This is a genomic window from Paroceanicella profunda, from assembly GCF_005887635.2.
In the GTDB taxonomy this organism is placed as follows: domain Bacteria; phylum Pseudomonadota; class Alphaproteobacteria; order Rhodobacterales; family Rhodobacteraceae; genus Paroceanicella; species Paroceanicella profunda.
The window spans coordinates 2,134,794-2,147,827 of sequence record NZ_CP040818.1 but is presented as its reverse complement, the minus strand read 5'-3'; the positions used below and the strand labels follow the sequence as shown (position 1 = coordinate 2,147,827).

The following is a 13,034-nucleotide window of genomic DNA, read 5'->3' as shown; positions in this document are numbered from 1 at the left end:
TTCCCGGCGGATGCCCGCGCGCCTTCACGTTTTATTCAGCCCCCTGCCCCCACTCTGTGCGCACCGGGGCCGGCGCGCTGCCGCCCCGGGAACCGTGAAACCGGGGCGGAGGCGTGCATGCGGGTTGACACATCTCTCGGGCACCGGGCGGGGGGCCCCCGCCCGTGCCACTGAGGCTGAGCCGCAGGGCCCGGCGCGCCGGGCCGCTCCGGCGGGCGCTGCGCTGGGCGGGCTGGCGTTTCATCCTGCTGATGGGGTTCATCCTCGCAGCCTGCACCGGCCCCTATCCGAGCGACATGGTACTGCAGCCGGCCGTGGAGAGGTATCCGCTGCCGGACCGGACCTATCTCACCTTCGCCCCCGCCACCGGCTTCGCGGTGGAGTATTTCGCCCGGGACGGCACGTCCGCCCTCTGGGCACCGCATGCCGGCGCGCCGGTACCGGGGGTCTGGCGGGTGGAGGACCCGCTGCGCCGCAAGCCGGGGCAGCCGCCGCCGCCGCCCCGGCGCGTGCCGGATACATCGGTGACGGAAGTGCTGTCGAAGGCCTCGCCGGCCTTTCACGGCGCGGAATCGAAGCTCTGCCGCCGCTATGGCGCCCGCGCGCGGGCCGACTTGCCGGAACAGGGCTGGGAATGCCTGCCGGTGCGCCGCGTGGCCGCGCAGGTCGTCGCCGTGCGGGAGGGAGACATCTACGAGCTGCGCAGCGGCCGCCTCCCCGCCCTCGCCCTGGACCGCTTCACGCCGCCAGCCCAGTTCGACCTGCTGCGCGCGGCCGGATGCTGACCCGGCGCCTTCCCCCCGGCGGACAGCGCACCGGCTTCCCACGCCGCGCCCACGCACCGCCCCTCCGGACCGCGCGCCCGACGGACCGCGCGGACCGGTCCGCCTGCCCGTCCTCCCGATGATCGACACCTCCGGCGCTGGCCGCCGCCGCGGCGGGATCGTGCTCAGCGAATGCGGGACACACAGCGCCGGGGCACAGGGAACAGGGAATCAGGGATCAGGGATCAGGGATCAGGGATCAGGGATCAGGGAACAGGGAACAGGGAACAGGGAACAGGGAACAGGCAGGCGCATGCGGGGGAACTGCGTGTCGCCGGGGCGTCGCGCCGCAGGTGAGGGAGGCCGCCGGAGGCCCTGCGGCGAAGACAGGACGGCCCGCCGCACGGGGCCGTGCGGCGGGCCTGACGGACGCTTCGCGGCGGCTTACTCGGCGGCGACGGAGGCGGATGCCGCCTGCAGCCAGTTCCACATCCGCACCGGGGTCATCGGCATGTCCACCCGCCGCACACCCACGGGGTAGACCGCATCGAGTGCCGCATTGGTGACGGCGGCCAGCGCGCCGACCGTCCCGGCCTCGCCACAGCCCTTCATGCCGATGTCATTGGCCGTGGAGGGCACCAGCTCGGTGTGGAAGGGGATCATCGGGATGTCGTCCGCCCGCGGCATCGCGTAATCCATGAAGCTGGCGGAGAGCAGCTGGCCGTCGGAATCGTAGACCACCTGCTCGGTGATCGCCTGGCCGATGCCCTGCGCCACGCCGCCATGCACCTGGCCGCGCACCAGCATCGGGTTCATCAGCACGCCGAAATCGTCGACCACGGTGTATTTCACCACCCGGGTGACGCCGGTTTCCGGGTCGACCTCCACCTCCACGAAATGCGCGCCGTTGGGGTAGGAGCGGCCGGGCACGGTGTTCTCGTGGTCGGTGACCAGCAGGTCCAGCTTGCCGGCCTTCCGGGCCCGGACGGAGAGCGCCATCATGTCCGTCGTCCGGTCGGTGCCGCGCACGCGGAACTGGCCGTCCTCGAAATGGATGTCGGCGGCGGAGACCTCGAGCTCCTCCTCCGCCAGCGGCATGAAGCGGTTCACCATCACGTCGGTGGTGGCGTTGATCGAGTTGCCCTGCATGGTCACCGAGCGCGAGCCGCCGGTGCCGCCGCCATGGGCGATCAGGTCGCTGTCGCCCTGCACGAAGCGGATCTTCTCGAAGGGGATGCCCGAGCGCTGGTGCAGGATCTGGGCGAAGACCGTCTCATGCCCCTGCCCGTTGGACTGGGTGCCGACGAAGAGGTCCACCATGCCGTCTTCCGCGAAGGCGATCTTGGTGGACTCGTTCTGCGCGCCGAGGATCGATTCGATGTAGAAGCACAGGCCGAGCCCGCGCAGCTGGCCGCGCGCCGCGGCCTCCGCCCGCCGGGCGGGGAAGCCGGCGATGTCGGCCTCCGTCACCGCACGGTCGAGCACGCGGTTGAAATCGCCCACGTCGTAAAGTTCGCCGGAGACCGAGCGGTAGGGGAAGGCCTCCTTCGGGATGAAGCTCTTGCGGCGGAAGGCCACCGGGTCCTGCCCCAGTTCGCGGGCCGACCAGTCCATCAGCCGCTCGATCACGTAGATCGCCTCCGGCCGGCCGGCGCCGCGATAGGCGTCGATCGGGGTGGTATTGGTGAACACGCCCTTCACGCCGAAGAAGGCCTTCTGCACGTCATAGACGCCCGGCATCACCTTCAGCGCCAGTTCCGAGGGGATGTACTGCGCGAAGGCCGAGCAATAGGCGCCCATGTTCGCCACGCAGTTGATGCGCAGGGCGATGAGCTTGTAATCGGCGTCGAAGGCGGCCTCGGCGGTAGTGACATGGTCGCGCCCGCCCACGTCGCTCATCATGCCCTCGCCGCGCTCGGCCAGCCAGCGCACCGGGCGGCCCAGCTCGCGCGCCGCGGTGGCGAGCAGGAAATGCTCGGGGTAGTTGTAGCTCTTCATGCCGAAGCCGCCGCCCACGTCAGGGTTGGTCACGCGGATGTTTTCCGGCTCCATGTGCAGCTTGGAGGCGAGCTCGGCCTTCGTGTCCCACACGCCCTGGCCGTTGAGGGCGAGGTGCAGGCGCTTGCCGTCCCACTCCGCGTAGGCGCCGCGGGTTTCCACCGGGTTGGCGATGACGCGGTTGTCGATCAGGTCGAGCTTCGTGGTGTGGGGGGCGGAGGCGAAGATGCCGTCGATCTCCGCCTCGTCGCCGTAGCCCCAGTCGAAGCACAGGTTGTCCGGGCTGTCCTCATGCAGCGGGTAGCCGCCCACGGCGGTGTCCACATGAGCGGGAAGCTCCTCGTAGTCGAAGGAGATGAGTTCGCCCGCGTCACGCGCGGCCTCCAGGGTCTCGGCGATGACCACGGCGACCGGTTGGCCGACGAAGCGCACCCGGTCGGTGGCCAGCAGCGGGTAGACCGGGGTGGCGCCGGAGCTGCCGTCGCGGTTCTTGACCGTGGAGAAGTCCAGCGCGTTGTCGCATTTGCCCTCGAGATCGGCGGCGGTCATCACCGCGATCACGCCGTCCGCCGCGGCCGCCTCGGAGACATCGAGCGCGGTGATGGTGGCGTGCCCGACCGGCGAGCGGAACACCCACAGATGCGCGGCGTTCGCGGGGGCGATATCGTCCACATATCTCCCCTTCCCGGTGAGGAACCGGGTATCCTCGACACGGGTGACGGGCTGGCTGACACCGAACTTGGTCATGGCGGGCGCTTCCTTTCACAGATTCGCCTGCGAAGGTAACGCCTCGCGCGCGCGCGTCCATCCCCCAAATGCCGGCAAGCCCCGGAAATCCGGTGCGGAAATCCGCAGGTCAGCAGCCCCAGAGCGCCGGTTCGGCGAATTCCACCGAGTTTCCGGCCGGGTCGCGCACATAGAGCGAGCGCGCGCCGTTGGGCCAGCGGAAATCCGCCTCCGCCGGGTGGCCGCAGGCCTCCAGCCGGGCGCGCATGGCGTCGAGCGCGGTACAGCGGAAGCAGACATGGCCCGGGCCGGTGGCGCCGTGCGTCGGCACGGGAAGGGTTGCGCCGGGGGTCGGCTCCCGCGTGGCGGCGGGGTTGAAGACGAAGAACATCGAGGGCCCGGCGCGGAAGAACACGTGCCGCCCCGCCACGCGCGCCACTCGCGACAGGCCGAGCACCCCGCCGTAGAAGGCCTCCGCCGCCTCCAGATCCGCGGCGTAGAGGCAGGTTTCGAGCAGCCCGCCCACCAGGGTGTCGGAGGCGCCGGCCTCCCGGGTGACGGTTTCGGTCATGTTTTCGGCCGCATCCTCGGGGCGTGTCGTCATCTGCCTGTCCTTCTGCTCCGGGCACATCCTGCCCGAGATCCGCCCGGGGCCGGCGGGTTGCCCCCGCCCCCGGGCGGCGGCTTCACATCCTGGGCGCGGCCGCCTATCGTTGCAACAGAAACGAACCGAGGGACCGTTCATGACCGTGCTCTACGATTACTGGCGCTCGTCCGCCGCCTACCGCGTGCGCATCGCGCTGAACCTTGCCGGGATCGCCTATGAGAGCGTGCCGGTGAACCTGCTCACCGGGGCGCACCGCGCGCCCGAGCATCTGGCGCGCAACCCGCAGGGGCTGGTTCCTGCGCTGGAGATCGACGGGCGCACCCTCACCCAGTCGCTCGCGATCATCGAGTATCTCGACGAGACGCGCGGCACCGGCTTCCTGCCGCAGGATCCGGCGGCGCGGGCGCAGGTGCGCGCCACGGCCTATGCCATCGCGATGGAAATCCACCCCGTATGCAACCTGCGCGTCTCGCGGCTGGTGACCCAGCGCTCCGGCGGGGCGATGAGCGTGCAGGACTGGATGGAGGCCTTCCTGCCGGCGGGGCTGAAGGACGTGGAGGCGCTGATCGCCGGCGACGGGCAGTTCTGCCACGGCGACCACCTCAGCCTCGCCGACATCTGCCTGGTGCCGCAGGTGTTCAACGCCCGCCGCTATGGCATCGACCTCTCGGCCTTGCCGCGCATCGGCGCGGTGATGGAGCGGCTCGAGGCGCTGGAGCCGGTGGCCGCGGCACATCCCGACCGGGTGGGCCCGCCCCCCGAAGCCTGAGGGGAGACGCTCGGCGCGTGCCCGGCGCCGCATTGAACTTGCGCCAAGAGCGGAGCGCCCCCGTCCTTGCGGGAGCCGGCGCCCGACATCCCGCGGGCATGCCGGACGCCGGCTCCCGGATCGAACGGGCGGCGGGCGGCGAGAGGCAGCGGGAAACGTCAGGTCATCGCGCGAACGGCGGCCGCCCGGTCGCGAGGGATGGCGGCCATGGCAGGAGGGATGGCAGCCGGGACGCAAGGGGTACCCGGCCGGGACGCGAGGAATGGCAGCTGTGGCGCCAGAGGTGCCGGCAAAGGCGCGAGGGATGTCGGCCGGGACGCGAGCAATGGCAGCCGTGGCCCGAGGCCTACTGGCCGGGGCGCAAGGGATGCCGGTCGGGGCGCGAGAGGCAAAAACGTCGGACGGGGGCATCGAGCCCCCGACCGCCGTGTCGCCGCGTGCCGCGTCTCCGGCGCGGGGTCGGAGGGCGGCGCGGGGCCTCAGGCCACTTCGGCGGCGAGGAATTTCTCGGCGTCGAGCGCGGCCATGCAGCCCATGCCGGCCGAGGTGACGGCCTGGCGGTAGATGTGGTCGGTGAGGTCTCCGGCCGCGAAGACACCGGGCACCGAGGTGCGGGTGCTGCCGGGCTGGACGGTGACGTAGCCGCCGTCATGGGTCTCCAGCTGGTCGACGAAGAGCTCGGAGGCCGGGGAGTGGCCGATGGCGACGAACACCCCGTCCGCCGGCACTTCCCGGGTCTCGCCGGTGCGCACGTCGCGCAGGATGGCGGCGGTGACGCCCAGCGGATCGTCGGCGCCGATCACCTCCTCCAGCGTGTGGTGCCAGATGGTCTCGATCTTGGGGTTCTTCGCCAGCCGGTCCTGCAGGATCTTCTCCGCGCGCAGGCTGTCGCGGCGGTGCACCAGGGTCACCTTGGAGGCGAAGTTGGTGAGGAACAGCGCCTCCTCCACCGCGGTGTTGCCGCCGCCGATCACCAGCACCTCGCGGTTGCGGTAGAAGAACCCGTCGCAGGTGGCGCAGGCGGAGACGCCGAAGCCCTTGAACTTCTCCTCGGACGGCAGGCCGAGCCAGCGCGCCTGGGCGCCGGTGGCGAGGATCAGCGCGTCGGCGGTGTAGGTGGTGCCCGATTCGCCCTTCGCGGTGAACGGGCGCCGCGAGAGGTCGACGGAGGCGATGTGGTCGGTGATGATCTCGGTGCCCATCGCCTTCGCGTGGGCTTCCATCTTCACCATGAGGTCGGGGCCCTGGATCTCGGTCTCGCCGGGCCAGTTCTCCACCTCGGTGGTGATGGTGAGCTGGCCGCCCGGCTGCATGCCCTGCACCAGAATCGGCTCGAGCATGGCGCGCGACGCGTAGACCGCGGCGGTGTAGCCGGCCGGGCCGGAACCGATGATCAGCACGCGGGTATGGCGGGTCTCGGACATTCTCTCGCTCTCCTGTCGTCGCGGCCGGGCGGGCCGGGGAGCGGTCTATATAGGCAAGGGTGCCGCCGAGGGGAAGGCGGCGGCAAGCCCGAGCCGCTCGCAGAGCATGGCCGCCATGCGCTCGGTCTCGGCCAGCGGCGTATAGCTCCACATCCCCGGCCCTTCCGCGGCGGGCCGGGTGATGCCGCGCGCCCGCAGCGCGGCGTGGAAGCGCAGGAATTTCGCATCGATGCGCCCGAGGCCGGACACATGCACCGGCTTGCCGGTGACCGCGGCCTCCGAGGTCATGTTCACGCTGTCCTCGGTGACCATGATGGCCTGCGCGGCGCCAAGCATGCCGGGATAGGGGTTCTCCCCCTCCCCGTCCCAGATCCAGGCGTCCGGGCGGGCGGCGCGGATCTCCGCCACCACCCAGGCCGGCGTGCGCCGCGAGGGCGTGGCGAGCACGGACCAGCCCTCGAATGCCGCGAGATCCTCCAGCAGCCGGGCCAGCGCGGCGCGGTCGAAGCGGGCGGAGCGGCTGGGCCCGCCGATCAGCAGCGCGAGGCGCGGCGCGGGCAGCGCGGGCAGGGCCTCGGGCGGGGTGAGCACCCGGCCGCCCAGCCGGTTCAGCGCCCCCAGCGTGGTGAGCACGTTCGGGCCGCGCAGCCGGTCATGCCCCGGCACGATCACCGCGTCGAAATCCGCCGTGGCCATCTGCGGATCGAGTATCGCCACCGCGCGCGCCCCGCCCCGGCGCAGCGCAGCGGCGGCGAGGTTGCCGCGCCGGCCCGCGCCGATCACCAGGTCCGGCGTGCCCTCGAAGGCCGGGCCCGCGGCAAAGGCGCCCCGGCCGAACAGGGCCGCCACCCGTTGCGGCAGGACACGGAAAACGGGCTTGAGGCGCACGACCTGCTCGTCTATCTGCGCGGGCAGGCGCCGGGCCAGCGCCTCGGCCAGGCCCATCGCCTGGGTGGCATTTCCGGGGCGGCCATCGGTCACGACGCGAATGTTCACGGAATCCCTATCCAAATCTTGCTCAATCTCGCAACTTTATTGCCCCCGGGGCGCGGGCAGGATAACAAGAGTCCGAACCGCCACCAGGCGGCACAGTCACATGCGATATTAGACCGAACATGCCCAGCATCAAACTAGACCCGATCGACCGCCGGATCCTCGCTGAACTGCAGGCCGACGGCAGGATGACGAACGTGGAGCTTTCCCGGCGCGTGGGCATCTCGGCGCCGCCCTGCCTGCGCCGCGTGCGCGCGCTGGAGGAAACCGGCTTCATCACCGGATACCACGCCGAAGTGAACTCCCGCGAGCTGGGCTTCGAGGTGATGGTCTTCGCCCTGGTGAGCCTGATCAGCCAGGCGGAGGCGGATCTCTCCGCCTTCGAGGCGCGGGTGCGCTCCTGGCCCCTGGTGCGCGAGTGCCACATGCTCAACGGCGAGATCGACTTCATGCTCAAATGCGTGGCGCCCGACCTCTCCAGCTTCCAGCGCTTCCTCACCGAGAACCTCACCTCCGCGCCGAACGTGGCCAGCGTGAAGACCTCCCTCGTGATCCGCTGCGGGAAGGACGAGCCGGGCGTGCCCTTCGAGGTGGTCGAGGAACGCGCCCGCTCCGAGAGCTGAGCCCTCCTCCGGCGCCTGCCGCCCGACGGCATGCGCCCGCGCCCCAAGTGCCGCGGCGCTCCGGCGGCACGCCCGGGGACAGGGCGGCCCGAGCTGTCATGTCTCGCGAGCCGGGCACCGCGCGCCGTCCTTGCCCGAAGACCGGTCGCCGGGTGCCCCGCACTGCCCCGGGGCCGAAGACCGGGCGCATCGCACGGTCCCGGGCCGGTCGCCGGGCGCATCGCGCTGTCCCGGACAGAGGGCCGGACGCCTGGCCCCGTCCCGGACCGAAGGTCGGACGCCCGGCGCTGTCCGGGCCGGAGGGCATGCTCGCGCCGATGGTGCCATCCCGGACCGAAGCGCAGGTCGGCGCCGATCGCGCTGACCGGACCGAGGTTCAGGCCCGTGCCGATCGCGCCGTCCCGGGCGGGCGCGCGGGCCGGCGCCGCTCGCGCCCTCCCCGCCGGAATGCCGTTTTCCGCGCGGCGCCCCGGCCCGAAGGCCAGACACGGCGCACGACGGGCCCGCTCCGGGTTTCCCCCGGCCTCCGGGGCCCAGCCAGCGCGGATCCTGCGGAGCGGGTGGCGCGATGGCCGGCCTACCTCACGTCGAGCGCGAGCGGCAGGCGGGAGAGCGGCTCCGCCCCGGCCTCGGTGACCAGCGAGGTGCGGCCCAGCGTCATCGCCGTGCCGCTGTCGCTGTCCATCAGGATCATGTGCAGAAAGAACACCTGGCCGGGCACGATGGCCGCCGGGGCGTTCTCGTAGAACATCTCCCGCTCCATCCAGCTCGGCGAGAAGCGCGCGCCCAGCGCGTAGCCACAGGCGTTGAGCCGGTGGGAGGAGAGGCCGCGCGCATCGAGCGCCCCGGCGTGGGCGGCGAAGACATCGCCCATCACCGCGCCCGGCCGCAGGGCCGCCTCGCAGGCGAGCAGGGCCTCCTCGGCGGCGGCGTGCAGCTCCAGGTGGCGCGGGCGGGGCGTGCCCACCGCCACGGTGCGCATCAGCGCCGCGTGGTAATGCCGCCAGACCCCGGCCCATTCCAGCGTGAGCTGGTCCTGCGCGTCCAGCCGCCTGCGCCCGGAGGCATAGCGGCACAGCAGCGCCTGCGCGCCGGAGCCGATGATGACCTCGTTGGCCGGATAATCCCCGCCCCGTGCGAAGATCTCGCCCTGCAGGGCGGAGAGGATGGCGGCCTCGTCGGCGCCCGGCCCGATCAGCGGCAGGGCGGCCTCGTAGGCGGCGTCGCCCAGCTCCGCGGCGCGGCGCACGCAGGCGATCTCCGCCGGGCTCTTGACCAGCCGCAGCGCGGAGACGAGGCCGGAGGCCGGTTCCAGCCGGGCCCGGGGCAGCGCCGCCGCCAGCCGCAGCCAGTTCTGCGCGGTGAGGCCGTGGGTGTCGGTCTCCACACCCAGCCGGGCCGTGGCGGGCAGGCCCAGGTCGGCCAGCAGCGCCGCGAGGTCGCGCGCCGGGTCGGCATCGGCCGCGTCCTTCCAGATGCGGATGTCTCCGATGGTGGAGGTGAGCTGCGCCTGCCGCAGGTCCGCCGAGCGGGTGAGCAGCACCGGTGCCTGCCCCGGCCGCGCCACCAGGCACTGGAAGAAGCAATAGCCGAACGTGTCGTGCCCGGTGAGCCAGAACTGGCTCTCCGGCGCGAAGATCAGCAGGGCGTCCAGGCCCTCCGCGGCCACGGCCGCGTCCAGCGCGGCCTGGCGCGCGGCATATTCCGCCGGTTCGAAATGCAGCATGAGGCGGCCCTCCCCGGGGCTGTCAGAGGCGGATGATGGAGATGAGCCGGCCGTAATCGGCCTCGCCCGCATGGGTGGCGCGGCGGAAGGAGAAGAAGCGGCCGGGGTCGGAATAGGTGCAATGCCCGGTCCATTCCGCTTCCAGCCCCATGGCGCGCAGCCGCGAGAGCACGAAGCCCGGCAGGTCGAACTGCATCCTGTCTCCCGTGCCGCCGGCGAAGAAGCGGGCATGTCCCGGGTCCTCGGCCAGGAAGGTGTCCAGGAATTCCGGGCCCACCTCATAGGCGCGCTGGCTGATGCAGGGGCCCACGGCAGCGCGGATCTCGCGGCGCGCGGCGCCGAGCTGCTCCATCGCCGCGACCGTGGCCTCCAGCACGCCGCCGATGGCACCCTTCCAGCCCGAATGCGCCGCCCCCACCACGCCGGGGGCCGAGAACAGCACCGGGGCGCAATCCGCGCTCAGCACGCCGAGCCCGAGGCCCGCGCGGTCGGTCACCATCGCGTCGGCCTCGGGCCGGGAGGCGAAGGGTTCGGTGACGGTGATCACCCGGTCGGAATGCACCTGCGCGAGGCTGCACAGGCTGGCCGGCGGCAGGTCCATCGCCTCGGCCGCGCGGGTGCGGTTGATGGTGACCATGCTGGACTGGTCGGAGGAGCCGGGGCCGCAGTTCAGCCCGGCGAACACGCCGGAGGAGGCCCCGCCGCGCCGGGTGAAGAACCCATGCCGCGCGGGCGAAAGCAGGTCGGAAGTCAGGATTTCCAGCGTCATTCTCTCCCCTCGAAGCCGGGTGGCGGCGGATCGTGCGGACCGGTGAGCGCCAGAACCTTGAAGAGTCGCCCCATTTGTTCCGGGGAGACCAGCCGAGTCAACTGCGCCCGCAGCGCCTCCTGCCCGGCGGCGTCGGCGCGCGCGGCCAGTGCCTCGGCCCGGGCTCCGGCGCCGAGGGCCATCAGGTATTCGCCCTGGGGGGTGAACCCCGCCACCCGCGCACCGGCGCCGGTGGCCGCCGCGGCCAGCGCCGCGAAATCCACATGGGCAGTGAGGTCGGCCTGCCCCGGGCTGTCCAGCGGGTCGGCCACGGCGTGGCCGCGCAGGGCCTGGAACGTGTCGCCCTCCCCGTCCCAGCCGCCGTAATCGATGGCGAGCGCCAGCCCGCCGCGCGCCGCCAGCCGCGCGCCCAGCGCCGCGGCCACGGCCTCGCCCGCCGGGCAGATCTCGCGCACCACCCCCTCCGGCGCGGTGCCGAAGCGCGGCATGGCCACCGGCGGGGCAAGGCCGAGGGTGAGGCGCTCCCCTTCCAGCCCCACCATGCTCTCCGCCCAGCCCGCAGGCCCGGCGGAGCGGAACTGGCGGATGGGCAGCGCGTCGAAGAACTCGTTGGCGAGCAGGAACAGCGGCAGGTCCGGCAGATCGGCCACCGTGTCGGCCCAGTGCGGCGCGAAGCCCGCAAGCCTGTGCCCCTGCGCCGCGCGCAGGGCCGGGCTCGTCTCCACCAGCCACGGCCGGGCCGCGGCGTGGAACCCGGGCACCCGGGCGGTGGCGCGCAGCACGTCGGCCATCAGCGTGCCGCGCCCCGGGCCAAGCTCCGCCAGCACGAAGGGCGTCGGACGGCCGCGCGCGATCCAGGCCTCGGCCAGTGCGAGGCCGAGCATCTCGCCGAAGATCTGGCTGATCTCCGGCGCGGTGGTGAAATCTCCCGCCGCCCCCAGCGGGTCCCGCGTGGGGTAATAGCCGAACTGCGGATGCGCGAGGCACAGGCCCATGTATTCGGAGAGCGGCATCGGCCCCTCGCGCGCGATGCGCCGCGCCAGGATCTCCCGCAGGCTCATGCCGCCCGGCGCCCGCGCCGCCACGACCAGGCGAGGAAGGCGAGCCCGGCCAGCACCATCGGCAGCGAGAGCACCTGCCCCATGGTCACCCCCATCGCCTCCGGCCCGGTGCCGAAGCGGAAGATATGGCCCCAGGGGTTGTCGGGGGTGATGAACTGGCCGTCGCCCTGGCGGAAGTTCTCCACGAAGATCCGCGCCGCGCCATAGCCGGTGAGGAACACGCCCACCATGCGCCCCGGCGCCTTCAGCCAGCCGAAGCGCAGCGCGAGCACGGCCATGAGCGCCAGCAGCACCAGCCCCTCCAGCCCGGCCTCGTAGAGCTGCGAGGGGTGGCGGGCGCAGACATCCGTGGGCCACCACTCCGGGCAGGGCGCATTGGGGAACACCATGCCCCAGGGCACGTCGGTGGGCCGGCCCCAGAGCTCGCCGTTGATGAAGTTCGCCAGCCGCCCCAGAGCGAGGCCGATCGGCGTGGCCATGCCCACCGCGTCGCCCACCTGCAGCGCCGGAAGGCCGCGGCTGCGCGCGTAGAGCAGGATGCCCGCCACCACGCCCAGCATGCCGCCGTGGAAGGACATGCCGCCGTCCCACACCTTCAGGATCTCCAGCGGATTCGCCAAGTATTGCGAGAGGTTGTAGAACAGCACATAGCCCAGCCGCCCGCCCACGACCACGCCCAGAACCATGTAGGTCAGCAGCTCCTCGGGTTGTTCGCGGGTCATCGGCGCCCGGTCTGCGGGCCAGAGCCGCGGCCGGCTCACCAGCCAGACGATGTAGCGCCAGCCCAGCAACAGGCCGACGATATAGGCCATCGCGTACCAGCGCAGGCTCAGCGTGGCGCCGAACAGGTGGATGGAGAAGATCACCGGGTCGATATCGGGAAAGTGCAGCACGAGCGGCATGGGTACCTCGGGGGTTTGACGCGCCCGTCGTGCCGGGGGGGGTCGGCCCTGTCAAGCCTTGGAGCGAGGGGGCAGCTTCTCCCGTCCGGCATTCGCCCCGGGCCGTTGCCCTGCCCGTCCGGCGCACGGGCGCGCGGGACGCACCGTCGTCAGCGGGCGGGCGAGACGCTGCGCCTTCGCCTCGCGGTGCGCAGGTCTGCGCGTGTGCAGGTGCGCGCGTGCGCAGGTGCATGGGAGGCACCTGGCCCGGGCAATGCGAGGATCCACCGGCGGCCGCCGCGCCCGGCCGGGGCGGGCCCGTGGCGGGCGGGGCCCGAAACCGCGCCCCGCCCGCCTTGGCATTCGCCGCCGCCCGCGCCATATTGCCCTGCAACGAGACCCCGAACCCCGGAGAGGCCGCCATGCAGACCCGATCCAAGATCTTCGACGACATGTCCCAGCTGATGACCAATGCGATGGGCGTGGCGCAGGGCGCGCGCGCCGAGGCCGAGACGGCGATGAAATCCCTCGTCGACCGCTGGATGGCCGACCGCGACCTCGTCACCCGCGAGGAGTTCGACGCCGTGCGCGCCATGGCCGTGAAGGCCCGCGAGGAGAACGAGACCCTCAAGGCCCGCATCGCCACGCTGGAGCAGAAACTGGGCTGAGGCCCGCCGGCCGGGGCGCGCCAGC

General features: G+C 72.3%; 12 protein-coding genes. 4 read left to right on the top strand and 8 right to left on the bottom strand.

Translation table 11 applies throughout. The features are described from left to right. Positions 1-164 precede the first annotated feature (164 nt). Positions 165-785 carry a hypothetical protein gene (locus FDP22_RS09625; protein WP_138571939.1) on the top strand — a complete coding sequence of 207 codons (621 nt, stop codon included), beginning with the start codon at positions 165-167 and terminating at the stop codon, positions 783-785. Between the two features lie 423 nt (positions 786-1,208). On the opposite strand, the gene FDP22_RS09620 is transcribed toward FDP22_RS09625, so the two are convergent. Both FDP22_RS09620 and FDP22_RS09615 read right to left on the bottom strand, forming a co-directional pair. Further along, entirely contained in the window at positions 1,209-3,509 is a 2,301-nt protein-coding gene (locus tag FDP22_RS09620; RefSeq protein ID WP_138571940.1) for a xanthine dehydrogenase family protein molybdopterin-binding subunit, read from the bottom strand. A 109-nt stretch (positions 3,510-3,618) separates the two neighbouring features. Beyond that, the gene (locus FDP22_RS09615) at positions 3,619-4,059 is read right to left on the bottom strand and encodes a VOC family protein (RefSeq protein ID WP_138572518.1); all 441 of its coding nucleotides are present in this window, start codon (positions 4,057-4,059) and stop codon (positions 3,619-3,621) included. Positions 4,060-4,231: 172 nt separating this feature from the next. On the opposite strand from FDP22_RS09615, the gene maiA reads away from it, so the two are divergent. Continuing rightward, the gene (gene maiA, locus FDP22_RS09610) at positions 4,232-4,864 is read left to right on the top strand and encodes a maleylacetoacetate isomerase (protein WP_138571941.1); all 633 of its coding nucleotides are present in this window, start codon (positions 4,232-4,234) and stop codon (positions 4,862-4,864) included. A gap of 479 nt (positions 4,865-5,343) precedes the next feature. Here the strand turns inward: maiA and trxB are convergent, their stop codons facing one another. Together trxB and FDP22_RS09600 are read right to left on the bottom strand one after the other, a co-directional pair. Beyond that, a complete protein-coding gene (gene trxB / locus FDP22_RS09605) occupies positions 5,344-6,288 on the bottom strand; it encodes a thioredoxin-disulfide reductase (RefSeq protein ID WP_138571942.1) in 945 nt (314 codons plus the stop codon). Positions 6,289-6,333: 45 nt separating this feature from the next. After that, positions 6,334-7,284, bottom strand: coding sequence for a mitochondrial fission ELM1 family protein (locus FDP22_RS09600; protein ID WP_138571943.1), 951 nt, complete (start codon positions 7,282-7,284; stop codon positions 6,334-6,336). A gap of 119 nt (positions 7,285-7,403) precedes the next feature. Between FDP22_RS09600 and FDP22_RS09595 the strand changes: the two genes are divergently transcribed. Next, entirely contained in the window at positions 7,404-7,904 is a 501-nt protein-coding gene (locus tag FDP22_RS09595) for an Lrp/AsnC family transcriptional regulator (RefSeq protein WP_138571944.1), read from the top strand. 577 nt (positions 7,905-8,481) lie between these two features. Here FDP22_RS09595 and FDP22_RS09590 read toward each other — a convergent pair. Genes FDP22_RS09590 through lgt form a run of 4 tightly spaced genes read right to left on the bottom strand, consistent with a single transcriptional unit; the run spans position 8,482 to position 12,362 of the window. Continuing rightward, positions 8,482-9,630, bottom strand: a complete 1,149-nt coding sequence (locus tag FDP22_RS09590) for a M24 family metallopeptidase (protein WP_205910766.1) — start codon at positions 9,628-9,630, stop codon at positions 8,482-8,484. Positions 9,631-9,652: 22 nt separating this feature from the next. After that, positions 9,653-10,399, bottom strand: coding sequence for a peptidoglycan editing factor PgeF (pgeF, locus tag FDP22_RS09585; RefSeq protein WP_138571946.1), 747 nt, complete (start codon positions 10,397-10,399; stop codon positions 9,653-9,655). Continuing rightward, positions 10,396-11,460 carry a class I SAM-dependent methyltransferase gene (locus FDP22_RS09580; protein WP_138571947.1) on the bottom strand — a complete coding sequence of 355 codons (1,065 nt, stop codon included), beginning with the start codon at positions 11,458-11,460 and terminating at the stop codon, positions 10,396-10,398. Before FDP22_RS09580 ends, pgeF begins: the two co-directional genes overlap by 4 nt. After that, on the bottom strand, positions 11,457-12,362 hold the full coding sequence (lgt, locus tag FDP22_RS09575; protein ID WP_138571948.1) for a prolipoprotein diacylglyceryl transferase: 906 nt from the start codon (positions 12,360-12,362) through the stop codon (positions 11,457-11,459). The genes FDP22_RS09580 and lgt overlap by 4 nt, the downstream gene beginning before the upstream one ends. 401 nt (positions 12,363-12,763) lie before the next feature. Between lgt and FDP22_RS09570 the strand changes: the two genes are divergently transcribed. After that, the gene (locus FDP22_RS09570) at positions 12,764-13,009 is read left to right on the top strand and encodes an accessory factor UbiK family protein (protein ID WP_138571949.1); all 246 of its coding nucleotides are present in this window, start codon (positions 12,764-12,766) and stop codon (positions 13,007-13,009) included. Positions 13,010-13,034: the final 25 nt, after the last annotated feature.